This is a genomic window from Chryseobacterium sp. PMSZPI, assembly GCF_002835665.1.
Classification (GTDB): Bacteria; Bacteroidota; Bacteroidia; order Flavobacteriales; family Weeksellaceae; genus Chryseobacterium.
In genome coordinates this window covers 66962-88716 of the sequence record NZ_PIZV01000002.1, presented here as the reverse complement: position 1 = coordinate 88716, position 21755 = coordinate 66962, and the positions used below count along the sequence as shown (strand labels likewise).

At 35.1% G+C, this 21755-nt stretch carries 12 protein-coding genes; 7 read left to right on the top strand and 5 right to left on the bottom strand.

All coding sequences use genetic code 11. The annotated features are described in order from the left end of the window. Positions 1 to 89: 89 nt before the first annotated feature. The 3 genes from CW752_RS00595 to CW752_RS00585 all read left to right on the top strand — a co-directional run bounded on the left by CW752_RS00595 (position 90) and on the right by CW752_RS00585 (position 6022). Entirely contained in the window at positions 90 to 2417 is a 2328-nt protein-coding gene (locus CW752_RS00595; RefSeq protein ID WP_101237862.1) for a T9SS type A sorting domain-containing protein, read from the top strand. A gap of 584 nt (positions 2418 to 3001) precedes the next feature. Continuing rightward, positions 3002 to 5395, top strand: a complete 2394-nt coding sequence (locus CW752_RS00590) for a fibronectin type III domain-containing protein (RefSeq protein WP_185117544.1) — start codon at positions 3002 to 3004, stop codon at positions 5393 to 5395. 39 nt (positions 5396 to 5434) lie between these two features. Continuing rightward, entirely contained in the window at positions 5435 to 6022 is a 588-nt protein-coding gene (locus tag CW752_RS00585; protein ID WP_133121630.1) for a hypothetical protein, read from the top strand. A gap of 87 nt (positions 6023 to 6109) precedes the next feature. Here CW752_RS00585 and CW752_RS00580 read toward each other — a convergent pair whose 3' ends face one another. The 4 genes from CW752_RS00580 to CW752_RS00565 are packed head-to-tail and all read right to left on the bottom strand — an operon-like array spanning position 6110 to position 13437. Then, the gene (locus CW752_RS00580; protein WP_101237859.1) at positions 6110 to 7549 is read right to left on the bottom strand and encodes a glycoside hydrolase family 30 protein; all 1440 of its coding nucleotides are present in this window, start codon (positions 7547 to 7549) and stop codon (positions 6110 to 6112) included. Between the two features lie 9 nt (positions 7550 to 7558). Then, the gene (locus tag CW752_RS00575) at positions 7559 to 8977 is read right to left on the bottom strand and encodes a glycoside hydrolase family 30 protein (protein WP_101237858.1); all 1419 of its coding nucleotides are present in this window, start codon (positions 8975 to 8977) and stop codon (positions 7559 to 7561) included. A gap of 3 nt (positions 8978 to 8980) precedes the next feature. Next, positions 8981 to 10510: a RagB/SusD family nutrient uptake outer membrane protein gene (locus tag CW752_RS00570; protein WP_101237857.1), complete on the bottom strand. Its 1530-nt coding sequence runs from the start codon at positions 10508 to 10510 to the stop codon at positions 8981 to 8983. Between the two features lie 11 nt (positions 10511 to 10521). Continuing rightward, a complete protein-coding gene (locus tag CW752_RS00565; RefSeq protein WP_101237856.1) occupies positions 10522 to 13437 on the bottom strand; it encodes a SusC/RagA family TonB-linked outer membrane protein in 2916 nt (971 codons plus the stop codon). Between the two features lie 177 nt (positions 13438 to 13614). On the opposite strand from CW752_RS00565, the gene CW752_RS00560 reads away from it, so the two are divergent. From CW752_RS00560 to CW752_RS00545, 4 genes are all read left to right on the top strand, one after another. Further along, entirely contained in the window at positions 13615 to 14808 is a 1194-nt protein-coding gene (locus tag CW752_RS00560) for an MFS transporter (RefSeq protein ID WP_101237855.1), read from the top strand. A 16-nt stretch (positions 14809 to 14824) separates the two neighbouring features. After that, the gene (locus CW752_RS00555; protein ID WP_101237854.1) at positions 14825 to 15613 is read left to right on the top strand and encodes an NUDIX hydrolase; all 789 of its coding nucleotides are present in this window, start codon (positions 14825 to 14827) and stop codon (positions 15611 to 15613) included. A gap of 129 nt (positions 15614 to 15742) precedes the next feature. After that, positions 15743 to 16921, top strand: a complete 1179-nt coding sequence (locus tag CW752_RS00550; protein WP_101237853.1) for an acyl-CoA dehydrogenase family protein — start codon at positions 15743 to 15745, stop codon at positions 16919 to 16921. A gap of 160 nt (positions 16922 to 17081) precedes the next feature. After that, a complete protein-coding gene (locus CW752_RS00545; protein ID WP_101237852.1) occupies positions 17082 to 19040 on the top strand; it encodes a T9SS type A sorting domain-containing protein in 1959 nt (652 codons plus the stop codon). Between the two features lie 92 nt (positions 19041 to 19132). Here the strand turns inward: CW752_RS00545 and CW752_RS00540 are convergent, their stop codons facing one another. Further along, the gene (locus CW752_RS00540; protein WP_101237851.1) at positions 19133 to 21499 is read right to left on the bottom strand and encodes a patatin-like phospholipase family protein; all 2367 of its coding nucleotides are present in this window, start codon (positions 21497 to 21499) and stop codon (positions 19133 to 19135) included. Positions 21500 to 21755: the final 256 nt, after the last annotated feature.

The window sequence follows — 21755 nt, the reverse complement described above, 5'->3', positions numbered from 1 at the left end:
ATCCAATGAGTCCTGTTATTTCCTTCTGTATTTTCTTTAAATCTTTCTTCAATAAATAAGTTTGTTTAATAAATTGTAAAAACAATATTATGAAGAAAGTATTATTAATTTTGATGTGTATTTTAGGGCTTCAACTCTCATTTGCACAAGTAAACTTTGTTGGAAATCCTATATATGGACGTATGCAAAACTTTGTGTACGACGATACCATAGCCAATAAGATTTATGCAACCACAAATGTTGATAAACACATTTTGGTTTCTAATGACAATGGAATTACATGGAATGTACTATACACCCTTCCTTATCCAACACAAGCTCCAAATATCAGGCAAATGCAACTCACTAATAATGGCACGGCATTAAGTTTCATTGAAGATTTTGGAGCAACTGGTTTAAGTAAAGTAAGTGTACTTAGCTTAAACTCATTAAATATCATTAAACAGTTTAATCTTCCTCCTGGTGAAATAAATGCAATTGGTGGGTATTCCATTTATGATGATGGAACGATGAATACAGCTATTTTAATTGTAAAGGATAGCAGCAGTGGGCCTATTGCCTATAATAGAAAATTATTCTACACGATCAATGGGGGAACTACCTGGTCAAATGTTTATGACTCCGATCAACTTATTTTATCTGACGCCAAATTAGATCCCAAAAACCCACAAACCATATATATTGCTCGCGGAACAGGTCCAGGCAGTACTATTGGAGGTTTTTTCAAATCAACAGATGCAGGAGCGACTTGGACAGAAACCTTAAACGGTGTCATTCTAGAATCATTAGATGTAGATCCTAAAAATCAAGGTATCCTCTATACAAGTACTGCTCACTTTGTTGCCGCAGCAATGCCGAGTATGCACCAGGCCGTTTATAAAAGTACCGATGGGGGCTCTACGTGGGCAGAACAGACAGGAATAGACTGGAGTTCAAACGATCCGCTAGGTACTTTAAGAAACATAAAAATGGTGATTAACCCCAATAATACTAGTCATGTTTTGGCATTGGGGGCGCACAAAATTGCAGTTACTACCGATGCAGGCAATACATGGACAACAACTTTCCATGATGGACTTGTAGATGGAACATCGTATTTCTATGGTTTTGGCGCTACATTTAATCCATTCAACACGAATCAGGTAATGATTGCTAATGAACGTTTTCCTAAACGCTCAACTAATAGTGGAGTCACTCTTACAACTATCCCTAATCCTTTTTATACTAATATGGGAAACATCAATATTGTACAAGATAACCTCATCTATGGTGTACAATACGGATATGCTGTTCGAAACCTCAACACTAATCAGGAAACTCCAACCACAGTATATCCGCTTGGATCGTTCCCTCTTGGGCAAATTATCACACCTTTCTTCGTTGATAAAAATATTCCGGGCAGAAGCTATATTTTTGATAATGTTTCTTTCCCCAGAGCCATTAAACTCAGCAATGACTATGGCGCCACCAGTACCCAGATTTTAGAGACCTATGACAATCGTCTTACAGCAACTGGAACAGATCCTTCCAATCCTAATATTGTCTGGGCAGCTACTTATAATGGTGGTACCCCAGTTACAAAAATTGACTTTACCAACATTTCCAATCCTATTATTACAGATCTGAATTTCCCGCAATATCCTTATGATTATTCTATTTCGGGAATTAAAATCAATCCTACCAACTCAAATACAGCTATGGTAACGATTGGAAACAGTATTTACAAAACAACAGATGGCGGAACTACCTGGAATGAAACCACAATACCCGGATTAAACCTTCCTGATTACATCACTGACTTTACTCAAAATCCATTAGATACAACTCAATATACTGTAGCTACAACAAATGGTATCTATACCTCTACGGATTCCGGAAATACTTGGACTCAATTGTATAATGACCGCGTCACTAAAGTAATACATTCTACTGCACAAAAAGGACAAATCATAGGAATTACAAATACAACCCCAACCTCTCCATCAAAGGTGGTTTACAGTAATGATTACGGTGTTACCTGGCAAGAAAAAAATTCTTCTAATTATTTCAACACTTATGTATTAGACGGTGATGCACGTTTTGTAAATTCAACAACTATCGAAGTATATCTGACAACCTATTCATTAGGAATTTTAAAAGATGTTATCAACTTCTCTTCATTAGGAACTTCTGAACCTGGTATCACAAAAGATGACATTAGCATCTATCCAAATCCTGTTCAGGACTTCGTTAACATCAAATTAGGTAAAAACGTTTCTAAGTTTAATATAAGCATCTACAATACAGCAGGTCAGCTGCTTTTACAAACAGAAAATAAAACAAGTCTTGATATTTCCAGATTATCAAAAGGAGTATATTTTCTGAAAATTGATCAGGATAAAACCAGTACCATTATAAAAAAGATCATCAAAAAATAGCAGTTAAAGTTTAATGACCGGCCTTCCTTTTGGGAAGGCTTTTTTTATTCCTATGCAAGGCTTATCATAGTTCAACTATATCATAATATTTGTGGGTAGACTTTTTAAAACCACCTATCCCGATCATACACTCAAGAGTAAGTAAATCACAGATAAGCAGACAGCTAAGTATTACAACAAAAAAAACGCTTATACTTCAAATACACTTCATTGTATATGTTGTTGATTTACAATATATTAAATTCATATATTCATATTGATTAATAAGAAAGTATTCCTAGTTTTGTAATTAGGATGAAATAAATATGAGATACCATAGAACACTTCCATTTCTTCTTTATAATATAATGCGAAACTTTGGGATTATTTCAAGCAGCATAGAATAATTAATACTGATTATTTTCTCACAATAAATTTTTTAAAATAAGCATCTTTATTTGTCACAACTCATACAATTAAGGATCACAACATATTTTAATAAATTAAAAATCAACCACTTAATTAAAAATTAAAAATCAGAAACAAACTTAATAATATAAATTATGCAGAAAAACTATTCTCTTTTGACAAAATTTTTTTTTACCATGATTGCTTGGTTAGTAGTTAATTCTTGCAATCCTTTACCATCTCTTCCAATAGTTGAAAATTTTAATAGCAATAACGGAGGTTTTGTCTTTATGAATTCGGCACAATCTAACAACTGGTTTTATGGGAATGCAACGGGAAATCCTGTAAATTCAATTTATATTTCAAATAATAATGGAATTTCAAATTCTTATAATATCAATGAAACCAGTATTACCCATACTTACAAAGATGTTGCTATTCCCCCTGGAACAATTATTTCTAACTTATCATTTGACTGGCGCGCTGCAGGAGAAGATCAACAAGATTATTTAAAAGTATGGCTCGTTCCGACATCCTATACTCCCATACCGGGAAGCCCTATTACTGTAGGAAGTGGCAGGATTCAGGTTGGCAGTGATTTTAATCAAAAAGCCGAATGGCAGACGTATCTTAATGATAATCTAAATTTGAGTAGCTTTGCCGGCTTAAATATGCGTCTTGTATTTGAATGGACGAATAACAATAATAATGGCCTTCAACCTCCTGCTTCGGTAGATAATATTTTATTAACAACTTGTCGCATACCTGGTGGAATGTCAGTATCCGGAATAACACCTAATACTGCTACATTAAACTGGCTAGCTTCACCGTCTACTCCTAATGGTGGGTATGATTATTATATTTCAACAGTAAATATTCCCCCGGATAACTCAACACCCCCCACCGGAAACTCCACTTTATTATCTGCAAATGTAAATTCATTATCGTCCAATACAACTTATTATTGGTGGCTTCGTTCTGTATGTTCCGCATCTGACAGAAGTCCTTGGATCGCAGCTCCTAGTTTTAGTACAACTATTTGCAACACTTCAGTACCAACGGTAACGATAAATAATATAACCCATAATTCTGCAACAATAAATTGGCCTTTAAACAGTGGCAATTCATCTTATATAGTAAAATACAGACCTGTTGGCTCTTTAAATTGGATTATAACTAATTTACCTTTAGCAACTCCTCCTTTGACTGTAAATACATTAGATTTAACTGGAACCTTGTTGCCTGGGACTATTTATGAGATAGAGATCGCAGCTGTGTGTGATGGAATAGAAGGAACCTATTCACACAATGAATTTTCAACAAAATGTGATCCCACTCCTCCAAATGTCTCAATCGATAATATAACAACTAATTCGGCAATAGTAACATGGTCCCCTCTTTCTGCAAATTCAACCTACATATTACGATACAGAAAAGTAGGAAGCTCAACATGGATTGATGTAAACAATATTCCTCTGATACCGGGAAACACCTATACTATCACAGGATTAGATGTTTATACAGCCTACGAAGTACAGGTGGCAAGCATTTGTGATGGAGAGGTTGCACCCAATCCTTATTCAAACCCTAAAGTATTTACCACTGAAAGGACATGCGAGCTCCCTCCTCCAGGATTAACAATTACCAACTTAACAACAACTACAGCAGTAGTGAATTGGGATCCTTTCCCTGGCTCAACTTATATATTACGATATAGGAAAACAGGTATTCCAAGTTGGACAACTGTTCCTGTTCCAACAAATACATATACATTAACCGGACTTTTAGAATTAACAAAATATGAAATGCAGGTCGCCAATATCTGTAATGGTACTTTGGGTAATTATACAGATTTATTCTTCTTTACAACCCCTACAATAATATATTGTGATATGTCCGCACAATCCTCAGCAGGCGGGTATATTTCAAAAGTTACTGTAAAACCTAATGGAAAACCAATAATGGAAAATACATCATTAGCGTCCCTTTATACAAACTACACAGGAGACTCAAGTAAATTTATTGAGTTGATTCAGGGCTCAGCTGGTAATGAAATAATTATTGAAAAAAATTTAAATAATAACAATAAAGCAGGTATTGCTGCTTGGATTGATTTCAACAGGGATGGTTTTTTTGATATCAATGAAAGAATTTTGGTCTCCTCTCCAAACAGTAGTACAACCATAGAGGGTAAATTCAATATACCAACAGATGCTTTCATCAGTATGACAGATTACAAATATGTTGTAATGAGGGTGGCTTTACAAAAAGATGGAATTCCTATAAACTGTACGAATTTTAATGATGGGGAGGTAGAAGATTATACTGTAAAAATTTCTAAGGCTCCGATTAATAATCCGATTAACCAAAGTGATATTCTAATTTATCCCAATCCCGTAAGATCTATACTACACATTAAAAACATTAGTGAAAAAGTTAATTACAAAATCTACAATTTGGCCGGTGAGTTAGTATCAAATGGGATAATCCTCAACAACAAAATTAACATAAGTTCTTTATTGGAAGGAGTTTACGTAATTGACATTCAGGATGGGGAAACAAATATTTTAAAGAAGTTTATTAAAGAATAAGATTTAGTTTAATTAAATAATAAGATTTTTAAGAATTTGATGAAATCAACGTTTCCTCATTGGATTGGGTTCCGAACCAATAGATTAGATAATGGAAATTTATGTACTGTAGGTAGAAATTACTTTGTTTTACCTATGACTATATTTTTCTTTATGTTTAATATTTTAATTATTATAATCGTAGTTTCTATATCTGAAGATGAAATTCATGGAAGTTATAATCAGTTTTTAGCATTACTCTTCTTTATGTTTCTCCTATCAACCGGGGGTGTCATTTATTCTATGTTTTATGTCAGACGAGAAAGAAAAATAGTATTTTATTATAATGGTGAAATTAAAATTATTGATAAAACTCTTTGGAATTCATCGTTACCTATAAAAGAATTTACTTGGAACTCTATTGTTAAAGTAAGCATGAGAATTCCACCCCGAACCCCTAAAGGCCCAATCGTGTGCTATGTCGGCTTTTATATGAATAATGGAAATTATTTAAAAATTACTCCTCTTGACCTTCCTATGTATGGAAAAGAAGGAAGAAAATTTTATGCTGACTTAAAAGAATTTTTAACTGAAATTGGAAAAGAGAATAAACTGCTTGAATTAGATGATTATTATATATTCTTCTGATCGCATCTTTACAAAAAATTGATTGGAATCAAATCGGCGGCCTCTTCGAGGCCGCCGATTCTTCTACAAAATAATATTAATATGATATTATAAAACTACGGTCTGTATAGAATGTGCAGGAGCAGTCAATTTAGCCGCCATTCCTTCAATCCAGAGATTGGTATCGATATCATTATCAGAATCGTTCATAATAACTGTTACCAATTGTCCATTTTCGTTCATGAAAGCAGTAGAAGTCAAGGCTGCTCTGGTAGAAGAACTTCCGATTCTTTGAGCATTGGGTCTGATGAATTTTGAAACATGACCTATATAATAATACTCATAGGTATAGTATACTTCTCCTGTTTTAGTATCTGCAATAATTGGGGCAAAACAAAAGTTCCCTTTATGGTTAGGCCCGCCAGTTTCATCCAATAAAACATTCCAATCCGTCCATAATGCGTTACCTTTATTGAAATCATTCAGCATATTTTTACTATATAATTCTCCTAAGCTTACATCATAGATTTTATCCATTTTGAACTGTTCTTTACAACCTTCGGTAAATGCAAGAAATTTATCAGGAAAAGCTCTGTGAGTTTCTGCCAGATTATCAAAAAGCTGTGTTTTATTGTTCCAGGTTTCGTACCAGTGATAGCCGATTCCGTGAGCGTATTTTGAAGTTTCAGGATCACTTAAAGTGGTGGTGGCTCTTTGATAAATCAAATCTCTGTTATGGTCCCAGATCATTACTTTTTTATCTTTATATCCATTTTTCCAAAGGGTTGGTCCCAGATTATTTTTCAGGAAATCACCTTCTTCTTCCGCTGTATAAATGCAGGACTCCCAACTTTGTGTTGCCATAGGCTCGTTCTGAACCGTAAGTCCCCAGACATTAATTCCTCTTTTTTCGTATTCCTGAATGAACTTGATATAATAATCTGCCCAGGTTTGATAAAACTGGTTTTCAAGTCTTCCTCCTTTGTACAAACTTTTATTAGATTTCATCCAGGCCGGTGGACTCCATGGGGAGAAATAGAATGTAAAATTATTTCCTATTGCTTTCTTGGCTTCCTGAATCATTGGAATTTTATACTTTTCATCATGTGAGATATTGAAAGATTTCAGAGAAGTATCGTTATCTTCTACATAGGTATAGGAATCGCTTGAGAAGTCACAGGAGTTCATATTGGTACGTACCACTGTATATCCCAGACCGTTTTTACCAAAGTAAGCTTCCAGAATTTCTTTCTGCTTATTCTTTGGCATTTTATAGAAAGTTTCTGCGGAAGCATCAGTGATGGCTCCTCCTATTCCTATTAATTTTTGATATTTAAAACTTGGTGCCACAAAAATACAGGCATCTGTTTCTTTCGGTTGTCCGAATTTTTCGAATTTTACAGCACCTTTGTCAACCATTTTTTCGCTGACCTTAGAATTGGTAAGAATTACTTTAGCTGTTTTTCCTTCATTTTTTTTCCAATAGTTTTGAGCATTGGCATTGAAAACAACACCTATTACAAAACAGCTTACAATTAGTTTTCTCATGATTTTAATTTAAAAAATATATGTTGCTGCTGAACTTCCGGGGATTGTTACAGAAGCGGTTTTTCCGGCAAATTTAATACTAAATCTTTCATCTGAAGGACTTCCATTCTGTACAATTAAGACCGTTTTTCCCTCAGGCGTCTTAAATGCCACGGTTGAAAGCTTTTCCGTTTGTGTCGAAGCAATCCGTTGAGAGCCTGTAGGGACAAATTTGGAAGCATGGGCAATAATGTAATATGAAACGTTTCTGGTAAAATTTTCACTATCAGAAACCGTAATCGCTCCTTTACATTCCGTACAGCCACCAACAGTATGCGGACCATATTTCGAGTCATTGGCCAAATTCCACTCTAAAGCAGTTTTACTCCAGTTTCTCATGGATCCGATAATCACATTCTTCGTGTGCCAATTGAAGTCTTCATTAAAAGTTCCTTTCGCTCCTGTCCACTGCTCCGTAAAGTATAAATTTTTCTTCGGAAAGGCTTTATGAACAATGCTCAATGCAGAGATATCACCTTCGTACAAATGGAAAGCAGATCCGTCAATATATTGATAGGCATCAGGATCTTTTAAAATATCCATAGCATATTCCGGTTTATTGCAATTATGATCATATATCACAATTTTAGTTTTAATACCTTCCCTTTTAAAAACAGGACCCAAATGGTTTTTAATAAAATCTCCCCGCTGCTCGGAAGGCATATATAAACTAGGATTATTTCCGGGATGTAAAGGCTCATTTTGAGGAGTGATGGCATCAATCACAATGCTTTCTTTCTTCATTTCCTGAATGTATTTTGCTAAATATTGGGCATAAACACTATAGAATTCAGGTTTTAAACTTCCGCCTTTTGACTTCTCGTTATCTTTCATCCAAACCGGTGCAGACCAAGGAGCAGCAATGATTTTAATTTTAGGGTTAATGGTTAAAATTTCTTTTAACATCACTATAAGAGCTTTATCTTTCGCTAAACTGAATTTTGAAAGTGAAACATCAGTGTCCCCTTCCGGCAAATCATCATAAGAAAATACTTCTCCATCCAAATCAGAAGCTCCAATACTCAATCTTAGGTAACTTATGGATATTGAGTTTTTATCATTTCCAAAAAGCTCATACAGTAAAGCCTTCCTTTTTGATGGTGACAAACGGTTAATAACCTCAACACTTCCACCTGTCAATGTATATCCAAAACCATCAATATATTGAAACTTTTGAGTTTCATCAATTTCAATATTCTGAAGGCTATTGGAATTATTTACAAATCGTATAGGAGCCTGAAGCTCTAATTTTACACTTTCATCCCCTTTTGTAAGCCAGTATTGAACTTTATTTTTATGGTTTTGTGCTGTACAAGACAAAGGAAAAAGTACCACACCACTAAGTAGTGCGGCACCTTTAAAGAAACTATATAAGTTGAAAAACTTCATATTTTAATAGCCCGGGTTTTGCTTAATCTTTGTATTGATAAGTTCATTGTAAGGAATAGGCAAAAGCTCATTCTTACCGGACTTAAACCCTCTCGAAGCCAATCTGGAAGGAGCATCTCCCCATCTTACCAAATCAAACCATCTATGTCCTTCCCCCGCCAATTCTCTTCTTCGCTCATCTTTTATCGCCTGCATAGAAACAGGTATTGAAGACAACCCTACCCTGGCTCTTACAGCATCCAATAATGCCTGAGCTCTTGCTCCGGAACCATTGAGTGCTTCTGCTTCCATAAGATAAGTGTCTGCCAATCTGATTACAATGTAATTTCTGCTGTAATTAAGTTCAGGAGCTCCCGGAAGCGTAGAAACCTCATCCCTGTTCGGAAGATATTTATTAAGGAAATACCCTGTATCATTGTGAGCCGGTGTATAAGTAATCATGCTGTCTGCCACCAGCTGTTTTGCATTTAATAAAGTAGCTTTCAGCCTTGGATCATCTTTCATAAAATTGAAAAGATCATCTGTTCCCGTATTAAAAGCCCAGCCGGAAACAATATCCGGAGCAGTAGGTTTCAGTCTGTTATATCCTCTTGGTCCTATCATAATACAGATTGAGTTTCCTTCATCCTTCCCTTGTCCCCAGAATGGCCAATCGGAATTCCCTTTGTTGGTATGCATCACTTCCAAAATGGATTCTGTAGTGAACTTACTTCCTGCTTTCCATAAATCATTATAATCGGCTACTAATTTATATCCGTATTGGCTTACCTGTCCGGGAGTTCCGTTCACTTCAGCAAACTGAGCAGCAGCAAGATCTTTTTTATTATTATACAGATAAATTTTCCCCAAAATAGCACGTGCCGTTCCTTGGCTGATTCGCCCTACTTCGGCTTTATTGGCAGGAGCAATAGATAATGGTAAATCTTTAATAGAAGCCAATATATCAGCCTCTATCTGATCATATACTTTCTGTGGCTCCACCTGAGGAACATCATAATAATTATCCGTTGCAGAAATAGGCTGTAAAATCAATGGGATATTCCCAAACATTTTCAACAACTCAAAATAGTACAGCGCTCTTAAGGTCTTGGCTTCTGCTATAAACCTGTTCCTAGTCTGGTCGTTCATTTTAGTATTCGGAATCCTTTGCAGCAGAAGATTAGCTCTAGCAATTCCCTGATAAAAATCGTTCCAATAAGTCTTAGGAACGGTAATCTGATCAATTGAATAGTTTGAAAACCCCTGTATACCGGCACCATCCGTAGAACTTCCTCCTCCTGAATAAAAATCATCAGATCCAGCGTTGAAAAAGGTTACGGTATTTTCAAATCCTCCTGAATATTTTCTAAGCAAATCATATACAGACACGAGCGCACTGAAAGCCTGTTCTTCATTTTGAAAATAGTTATTCGAGTCAAAAGCTCCTTTATTTTTTACATCCTCAATAAATTCATTACCGCAAGATACGGAACTGAATGCAACGCCGGAGGTAAGAGCGGCCAATACTATTGTTTTATAGAATCTGTTTTTCATGTCGTTGTTTTTTAAAATTGAATATTGGCTCCAAATAAAAATGTTCTGGCTTGTGGATAGTAAGCTCGGTCTATACCATATGAATCATTCGCAGCAATTTCAGGATCATAGCCGGTGTATTTTGTAAATGTGAAAAGGTTCTCCCCGGTTACATAAAATCTTACTTTATTAGCACCAAAACGTTTCGAAACATCTGCCGGTAATGTATATCCTAGTTGAATCAGTTTAATCCTTACAAAATCTCCTTTCTGAAGATAATAATCGGACATTTTTGTATAATTGTCGTTTTTATCGTCCGCATCCAATCTTGCAATAGTATTTGAAGTTCCCGGTCCCGTCCAGCGATCAAGAATAGCAGTCTGATAATTGGCATAGAAAAGATCTAATCTTCTTAAACCTTGAAAAATCTTATTTCCTCCCTGCCCTTGCGCAAAGATCATCATGTCAAAGTTCTTATAATTAAGATTGACTGTCAGCCCGTAAGTAAACTTGGGAACGGAACTTCCTAAATATTCATAATCATCCTGATTAATTTTGCCGTCACCATTTACATCCATTCTTTTAAAATCACCGGGCTTAGCATTGGGCTGAATTAAATCTCCTTTAGCGTTTCTATAAGCATCAATCTCTTCCTGAGTCTGGAAAATCCCCATATTTTTATAGCCGTAGAAAGCACCGTATGGAGCGCCAACCTGGAATCTGGTAACCGGTCCCATAGACATAAACGAGGCTGCATTTTCGTATATTTTGTTATCCTCAAGTCGGGTTACTTCATTCTTTAGATATGAGAAATTACCATTGACTGAGATTCCGAAATCGGACCAGTTCTTTTTATATCCTAAACTAATCTCTACTCCGGTATTATTCATGTCACCTACATTTCTCCAAGGTCTGTCGGGAGCACCTACATATCCCGGGATATCTACCTGACGAAGAATATCTGTGGTTTTCTTTTTAAACCAATCTACCGTTAAAGTAACATTCTGAATTAATTTCAAATCAGCGGCTATGTTCAGCTGAGACGTTTCTTCCCAACGTAAGTCCGGATTTTCAAGGGTTGTAGGAGCATATCCGATGATAATATTATTATCTCCAAACGTATAATTGCTTCCTGATTTAAGGAAATTGGCAAATCTGAAGTTTTCAATAGCATCATTTCCCAGTACTCCATAGCCTCCCCTTAATTTCAGACTATTTACAATTTTATTTTCCGGCCAGAAATTTTCATTGGAAACATTCCATCCTAACGAGAATGCCGGGAAATTTCCCCAATGTCTGTTTTTTGCAAATTTGGACGATCCGTCTCTACGGATTGTTCCTGTGAAAAGGTATTTATCGTTATAATCATAAATAACTCTTGCAAAATAAGAAGCTTTATGGGTTTCTACTCCATCATAAGCTGTTGTAGCACGATTTTCCTGAGGTACATCAAAATTAAAAGAAGCATCTTCCCAATTATCTACCGGAAGATTCGTGTAAGTCGTATTATTTCCGGAGCCTATATTATAAAAATAAGCACCTTGTCCTATCAATACACTTAAATTATGAGCACCCCACTTATTCTGATAGGTTAATGTATTCTCGGTATTCCATTCCAGTTTTCTATTGCTTTCTCTTAAAAAGCTATTAAAAACAGTATTTCTGGAGTTGGTATTCAGATAATACTTAGGCGTAAATTGTTCTTTTCCCCAATAAGAAAGCTTTCCGTTCAATGTAGATTTGAATGTAAAATGCTCAAGAAACTTTAATTCTGCAAATATATTGGCAACAAAGTCATCAGACCAATTGTATTTTCCAAGTTGAGTTTTTTGGAAAGCCAGGGGATTCGTCATTTCATTTTCTACAATAGTGGAAACTCCGTAAGGATTCCCAAAGGCATCTCTCATCAAATAAGGAGAAAGCAATGCGTTATTGTATGGACTGGTATTCAATAAAGCCGGATCAGTAGCTACTACCGGGGTTATAGGATCAAGATTGATAGCTGAGCTTAACGGTCCTCCATATTCGTCATTAGCATTGATTCCTTTTGTTTTTTGATGCGTATAAGACAAAGTTTGTCCGATTGTAAGGAAGTCAAAGACTTTATGCGTTGAGTTCAACCTTACATTCATTCTCTTGTAATTGGAAATATCTCTTAATACAATACCATCCTGCTCGTAATAACCAAATGAAGTATAAAAAGTGGATTTATCATTTCCTCCACTCAGGCTAAATTCATGAGAAGTTCTTTCCGCAGTATTGAATATGACATCCTGCCAATCTGTTCCGGTTCCAAAAGATTGAGGATTGGTAAATCTTGGTGTTTTTCCTGCATTAGTTAATGCTTCGTTGATAATCATTCCATATTGACTGGCATTCAGGAGGTCAAGTTTTTTTGAAGCTGATCCAACACCGTAAAAACCATTATAGGTTAGATTCATTCTTCCTTTCCTACCCTTTTTAGTTGTTACCAAAATCACTCCTTTAGCAGCAGAAACACCATAGATCGCAGAAGAAGCACCATCTTTTAGAATTTCAATATTTTCAATATCAGATTGATTGAGCCATGCTATATTATCTACAACAATCCCATCTACTACCCATAACGGATCATTGCTTCCCGCTCCAAAGCTGGTAATCCCACGGACCCTTACAGTAGCGGCTGATCCCGGCTGTCCTGAATTGGTTACTACAGAAACCCCTGCGGCTCTTCCCTGAAGCACTTGTTCGGGCTTACCGGCAGGAATGTCTTCAATATCCTTTGCCCTCACACTGGATATCGCACCGGTTACATTGCTTTTTTTCTGCGTACCATAACCGATCATGACGATCTCATCAATTTTGTTTTCCTTGGAAAGACTGTCCTTCACCTTAGTCTGGGCACTAAAGTTAGCCGTAAAATAGAGGGCGGCTACCATTCCTAAGCTTCTTGATATTCTTACATTCATATATAGTTATTATTTTAATTCTCAAATTGAGACAATAAAAATATATTTTTTTCCAATTAATTAACATTAGATTCATAAATATTTTAATTTTTCTTTTATTTTTGAGGGCTGAAAGCCACAATTTTCATATCATAATCCGGAAAAAATTATAAAAAAACAATAAAGCTGATCCCCAAAATGACCTCTAAACTTTCTCATATTTCACTTCCATTAAAACTAACTTTTCTGATTTTTTCAATGGTTTTAAATTGCATGGGATTAATTATATTGCAGTTATCCGAAGAAAAAATAACCTATGGAGAATTAGGACTTTTAGAATCATTCAAGGATCTTCCGATTGCTTTTATTTCCCTTTTTGCCGTAAGTTTTATCAATAAAACTGGTACTAAAAAAGCATTAATATTGGCTTTGGTTATTGTTGGAATTTGCTCTTCTCTCCTACCTTTTATAGAAGTTTTTTGGTTTTATAAATTATGGTTTGCCATCATCGGAGCTTGTTTTGCCATTGGTAAAATTTGCGTTTTTGGAATTATCAGAAACAATATTTCCGATGAAAAGTCTTTGGCTAAAACCATGAACAGCGTTGAAGCTTCTTTTATGATTGGAATCTTTGTTGTAAACACTTGTTTTGGATGGCTGATATCGAGTCAATATTCAGAATTCTGGAAATTTGGTTTTCTATTAATCACGCTCCTTTCTGCAATAACAATTTTTCTATTTGCGAGAATGACAATATCGGAAGCAAAACCAACAGAAAACAAGAGCATTATCTCTGAGTTGTCAGGATTCTCAACACCTTCTGTACTATTATTTCTAGGGGTTATATTTTTTATTGTTTTTGTAGAACAAGGGTTCAACTCCTGGCTTCCTTCTTTTTATAAAAATCATTTAAAGGTAGGATCATTTTTTGCGCTTCAGGCCACTTCTTTTTTGGCTGTATTTTCGTATGCGGGCAGGACAATAACAGCTAATATCATTCGAAGATTTCCATTATCCGGATATTATATGTCATGTATGGCTTTAATTATCGTTTTATTGGGTGTCATCGTAGGAATACAATATTTCGAATCCGCAGATTCCGGGGTGATACTTTTTTTATTTCCGGTGATAGGTTTGTTTTTATCACCACTCTATCCTGTGATCAATTCAAAAATGATTGCACAAATTGATAAAGATAAAGTGAATCTCTTCACTTCACTCATTGTAATTTTTTCATCTCTGGGAAGTTCCGTCAGCTCCATTATTATGGCAGTACTGTTTGGAAAACAATTGCTCAATTTTTATCCTTTATATATTTTATCCTCTGTAACAGTTCTTTTTATCATTAGTTTGATATATTTTAACATCTCAAAAAGAAAATATAGAAAATAGTTTTATTTTTACTGCCATGAAAATCAAAGACACAAAAAGCAAAGAAACACTTCGGGAACTTATCGACACCAAAGATTTTGTTGCCCATATATCAGTGGATTGCACCATTTTCGGATTTCATAATAATATTTTGAAAGTCTTGCTTTTAAAGTATCATGATTTGGATCTATGGTCACTTCCCGGTGGTTTTGTTTTCAATGATGAAGATCTCCGTGAAGCTGCAGAAAGGGTTTTGTACGAAAGAACCCATCTTAAAGACTTATTTTTAAAACAATTCCATACATTTGGGAGAATAGACCGTACTGAAAACAATGTTCATCAGATTCTTCTTAAAAACAAAGGAATAGAGGTTCCGGAAGATCACTGGATCTTTCAGAGATTTATTACGGTTGGATATTGTAGTCTTATTGATTTTTCAATGGCTAATACATTTCCTGATGCCTTTAATGAAAGTTGTGAATGGTTTGAGGTCAACAAATTACCCCAAATGGCTTTTGACCATGACAGAATCATAGAAACCGGATTGGAATATTTAAGAATGAATATCAATACCGAAGTGGCTGCCAGTAATTTGCTTCCTGAGAAATTTACCATGAAGGACCTTCAATTGCTTTACGAAACCATTTTAGGACAGAAATTCAGGAGAAACAATTTCCAGCGTAAAATATTAAGTTTAAACATTTTGGATCGACTGGAAAAGCTTTACGACGGATCTGCCAATAAGGCTCCTTACTTGTATAAATTCAAAAGCAAGGTCCATAATGCTACCAATCAGTATCCTATATCCAATGATGAGGAAGCTTAAAAGCGCCAAACCTGATACCGGAAATGCCTCACAAGGCGGTATATAATTGAAAACCAACAATAACATAAGTTTTCAAAAAAATTTTCAGAACACCACGAAAAATGTTATTTTTAACAAAATCAAAAAATCATGTCATATTATCCTCTTACAAGCATCCCTGATTATTACGGAATTGATGCTTTACTTACTGAAGAACATAAACTGATCCGCCAATCTGTAAGAGACTGGGTTGAAAGTTTTGTAATGCCGCAGATTGATCAGGCCGCACAAAACCATACAGACCTTCCGGGCCTTATGAGAGAATTAGGGAAAATTGGAGCGTTGGGTCCTTATATCCCGGTTGAATATGGCGGTTCCGGACTAGACCAGATTTCTTATGGTCTGATTATGCAGGAGTTGGAAAGAGGAGATTCAGCAGTACGTTCTGCTGCGTCCGTACAGAGTTCTTTGGTGATGTTTCCTATTAACGAATTCGGTTCTGAAGAACAGAAAAAGAAATACCTTCCTAAACTTGCTGCAGGCGAAATGATCGGATCTTTCGGGCTGACAGAGCCTAACCACGGTTCTGATCCGGGTTCTATGGAGACTTATTTTAAAGATATGGGAGACCATTATCTTTTAAATGGTGCCAAAATGTGGATCACCAATTCTCCTTTATGTGATATTGCTGTAGTTTGGGCCAAAAATGAAGAAGGCAAAGTACAAGGATTAATTGTTGAAAGAGGAATGGAAGGTTTCACTACTCCGGAGACTCACAATAAATGGAGTTTAAGAGCTTCAAAAACAGGAGAATTGGTATTTAATAATGTAAAAGTTCCGAAAGAAAACTTACTTCCGGGAGTAACCGGATTGAAAGGACCTTTATCATGTTTGAATTCTGCAAGATATGGTATTTCATGGGGAGTAATCGGTGCTGCAATTGATTGTTATTGTACTGCTGTTCAATATTCCAAAGAAAGAAAGCAATTTGGTAAGCCAATTGGTTCTTATCAGCTTCAACAGAAGAAGCTTGCTGAATTCTTAACGGAAATTACAAAAGCTCAATTATTATGTCTTCAATTAGGAAATCTTAAAAACGACCATAAAGCAACCCCTGCCCAAATTTCGATGGCTAAGCGTAACAACGTGAGAATGGCTATTGATATTGCCAGAGAATCAAGACAGATTCTTGGAGGAATGGGAATTATGGGTGAATTCCCAATGATGAGACATGCAGCCAATTTAGAGTCTGTAATCACTTATGAGGGAACTCACGATGTTCATTTGTTAATCACCGGTTTAGATATTACAGGAATTAACGCATTCTAAATCAAAACAAAACATATTGAAAGAGTCTGGTCACGTGATCAGACTCTTTTATTTTACTCACATTCCAGAGATTTTATATTCAATGAATAATTATTGATGTTGTAATGTTATTATTGATTTATTAAAAATAATATCTTAATAGAATAAAAAAAACGTCAATATGAAAAAAACCACAACATTTTTACTAGCGCTTACAGCTCCATTTTATTTTGCCCAGCAGGCCGGAGACCTGGTAAGCGCTGAAAAAAAACTCGATTTAACCCCACAAGGAGTTGCCAATTTTATCGCTAATAATCTGGGAGAACAAAATGCTCCGGATTTTGTAAGCTATCTCAACGGTTTCAATGTAGGCTTAAAAGGCTATAAAATTACTTATTACACTAAAAATGAAAAGAATAACCTTGTAAAAGCGACGGGGATGCTTATGTTCCCCAATGTAAACTTCAAACTTTCAACTGTTGTATCTGATCATGGAACAACCGACAGCAGAAACAATGTTCCATCTAATTTTAAAGGGACGATGACAGCCGGTTTTGTTGTAGAGTTATCTTATGTTCTTAACGGCTACATCCTGATGGCTCCTGATTATGTAGGAATGGGAACAGGAGACGGCGTTCATCCTTACGTAGATTATGCTACTGAGGCAGGAGCGACTATAGATTTCATGACTGCAGCTAATAAAGTTTTGGCACAATTGGGAATAAAACGCTACGATGAATACTTTTTAGCCGGATATTCTCAAGGAGGTCATGCTGCTATGTCAACATTGAAAAGATTAAGCATTTCCAATCCTAATAATATAAAGTTTAAATATGCTTATATGGGTGACGGTCCTTACGACATGTCGGAAACTACCTTAAAGAAGGGGGTTCTAGAAAAAGATATTTATCCATTTACAGCATTCTTGGCCAATGTTCTGAACAGTTGCAATAACGCAGGATATAAAACTTATACTAACAATATTTCAGAAGTGATATCTGCCGAGTACCTGGATAAATACAATTATTATGTAGTTCAGGACAATGGAGGCCTGCTGTGGGGACCTGTGATTTGGAGAAAGCTTTTCACCAATAATTTCATCAATGATGTCACCAATAATTCCAATCATATATTCAGACAATGTTTACAACAAAAAGATGTATATAACTGGTATAATAAAACTCCAATGACATTAGGTCATGCCACCATAGATTTGGCGATTCCACCTGAAAACACTTCAAAAACAATAGATGTACAAAGAGGATATTATCCTTGGTGGGATTTGAATAAATACCAACTGGAATCCTTCTACTGGGGCCCCGTCGGACATGTCGGAGGAATCGTTCCTTTTGTATTAGCCTCTAATGCTAAATTCAATACACTAAGAAGCGGAGGTTTTTTAAATCAATGGGCTATTGCAGGCTCTGTCTTTGGGAAACAGTCAACAAATAAGACTTCGGAAATTTATCCTTTATCCTCTTCCCAAATCAAACCCGAGCTTGGAAATATGCAGCTGATTGAAGTTGCCGACTTTAACAAAGAAAAAGCCGCTAAAAGGCCTGCGATCAATAATAATTTATCTTCATTAAAAGATGGAGTGTATTTATTGAAAGTATCAGAAAACAATGAAAACAAACTTATCCCATACATTAAAAATACTCCTGCAGAAATTGCAGAAAATGAGATTGTACAATCCGAAATCAATACTGTTTTAAAATTAAAATTAGACCAGGATCAACTTTCTTCCGTAAATATTTTTGATGAAAATAAAACTTTAATCAAAACGATATCTAAAGAACAATATCGCGAAGCCGGAGGAATTGATCTAAATGGTTTGGATCATCAAAGCTATACTTTTGAAATTGTTACTCCATTTTATAATCTGCAATTCAATAAAGCAATTGGTGGTAATCTTGTATCTGAAAACAATGCGGATATATTTACACAAAATCAACAGATCAAGGCAAAGGCCAAAAATGATATTAAAAATATTAGTGTCTACAGCATTTCCGGTGCTTTGATTCTTCAACAGGAAATCAATAGACCACAATTTGAATCCAGAAGTTTAGACTCCGGAGTTTATATGGTACAAATAACTCTGGCTAACGGAAAAGTTATCAATAAAAAAGTAAAATTATAACACCTTAGTTTCTCTTCATATATCATTTTAAGTTAATTTTTACACAACACCTCATTCATTCAAATGAGGTGTTTTTTATTGTTATAAATCGTTTAAAATTTGAATCCAATACTGAAATATATTCTTGAAAAATCAAGCTGGTCATTTCTGGAAACATTAATATTAATAGGTCCAATAAGAGATTCATATCCCAGATTTAATCCATATCCAAACAGATTTTGCTCATCATTAAAAGGGGAAAGTTCTTGGCTGATCTTACCATAATGAACAGAAGGAGTAAGATATAATTTTTTCATAATTCTGTATTGCAGTGCTATTCCTACTTTAGCAACAGAGGTTAACGGCAATTCCTTTTGACGAAGACCATTAAATTCCGGGTTCATAATATCATAATTATATTCACTTCCTCCTAAATTGTATTTTTGATTAAGGAAAAGATAAGGAAGTGCTTCTTCTCTTATTGAACCAAAGTTAGTTCCTAAAAAAACATTAGCTTTAGCTGTTAATCTCCTTGTAATCGGATATGCAAAATTCTCATTTAAAGAAAATGATACAAGATTTTTAGGAATATAATAATATTCTTCATTAGGATTTAAAAGAGGGTATAATTGAGGTTGTACATTCTTCAAATCATATAAATCATATTGATCTCCATAGTAATATCTTGCGCTCACCTGAAGATGATTTCCTCTTGTAAAAAAATATCTTTTGTTCAGGCTGTTTTGCTCAAATTTAAAAAAGGTATTAAAGTTACTATGGCTATACAATTTTTTACTAAAATTATCTACCTTAGACTGATCTACTTTATCCAATAAAGTATACAACCTCTCTGCACTAAACTCTGTTCCTAAGGAAAAAAATGCATTAGAACTTACATTATAATTAAAAGCAATCTTTCCTGTAATATTTCTGTACATATGATTAGGGAATTTAGAAGTACCTCCTTCCTCGTCGAAATCAAACATTCTAAAGATTAAATCATTACTTTTCAAATGAATTATTTTTGCTTCTGCATCAAACCACCAACGATCACCAGTACCTAAAAACTGTTGGTAGGCTAATCTCGCTTTAAAACGCTCTGAAACATCTATCGTTGCTAAGAACCTAGATCTGTTTGCAAAAAGATTTCTGTACGTATAGTTAACAATAATCCCTACTGATTGCTCATTGTCATAATGCAGTGCCAGTTTGAAGGCTCCTTTTTTTGTCTTTTTAACAAAAACATTCATCACGAGGCCATCATCTACCTTTGTATATGTATAATATACTTTTATATATTGACGCATTCCAAACACCCTGTCCACGGCCTCATTTACCTCTTTTACATCATAGTACTTTCCTTCTTTCAACCCCATCTCTCTCTTGATGGTTTCTACCTCCACGGGATCTGTAAGCGGTGTGCCATCTTCTTCACTGAATGTAAATTTTGTAGTAGGCAACTTTACTTCTTCAATCATTTCATGCTCATATTTAATGCCCAATTTTCGTTGAGCTTCTGCCAGTGCCACAAATTCCGGCAGATGTTTTCTAGCTTCTATTTCACCAATTTTAATAATCTTTCGATATTGTGCAAAGTCTTTTGTTGTGATATCTCCCAAAGGGTTTACAAAGTCTACTAAAATATTGGATAAAGCCTTCTGGTGTTTAAAATCTTCCACAGAACGGATAGCATGAGTCTGATAAATCATTTTCATCGGATTTTCAATCTCTTTTTTAGTAAAGAGCCTGAAGCCGGTATATCCTCCAATTACAAAATCAGCACCCATCTCACGAACTTCATTTGCAGGATAGTTTCGATCTAAGCCACCATCTACCAAAAGTTTTCCATCAATATAAACAGGAGCAAAAGCTGCCGGGATAGCCAAAGTAGAACGAATAGCCAATGGTAAGGAACCTTTTTTTTGCATCACCAGACCACCATTTTCTATATCGGAAGACGTAAGCTCTACGGGGATCCGTAATTGGCTAAAGTCGTTGATATGTTTTGCATTAAAGGTAAGTGTATTAAGAACTTCTCCCATATATTGTCCCTCAATATAAGAACTTGGAAGTGTTGGAACTCCTTTTACAACGGGAAATTCCAATATGTATTTATCATACTCATCCTTTTCACTGATATTGACTTTATTATAAGGAATTTTATTACTGAGAATCCTATACCAATCCACTTTGTAGATCTTTTTCTTTAGTTGATCGGCATTATATCCCATCGCATACAAACCTCCAAGAATTCCTCCCATACTGGTTCCTGTAATATAATCTACTTTAATTCCCAAGGAATCAATCATTTTCAAAATACCAATATGGGCAAATCCTTTGGCTCCGCCTCCACTAAGTGCTAAGCCAAACTTAGTATCTTTAGTAACATTTTGTAATGCAATATTCAGAGAATCATTTTTTTGTTGGGACCAAAGGGTCAAAGAAAAACCTATAGCTAAAAATATCAGAAGCTTTTTCATAGGACAATCGGGAGTTTATTCAAGTTCAACTTTAGAAGGGAAAGTTTACGGTAAATATACAATTATACCGCAAGATCCGGTTAAAATTCGACAAAAAAACATGAACTATTCTTTCTTTTAAGAAAAAACAAAAAAAGTATTTTATGTTAATTGTTTTTTGGATAAAATTTTAAACAACCCCTCAAAAGAATCACTAAAGTTGAAAGAATATATTCTTATGCGACAGAAAACATCAGGTTTCTTCTTTCATTTACTA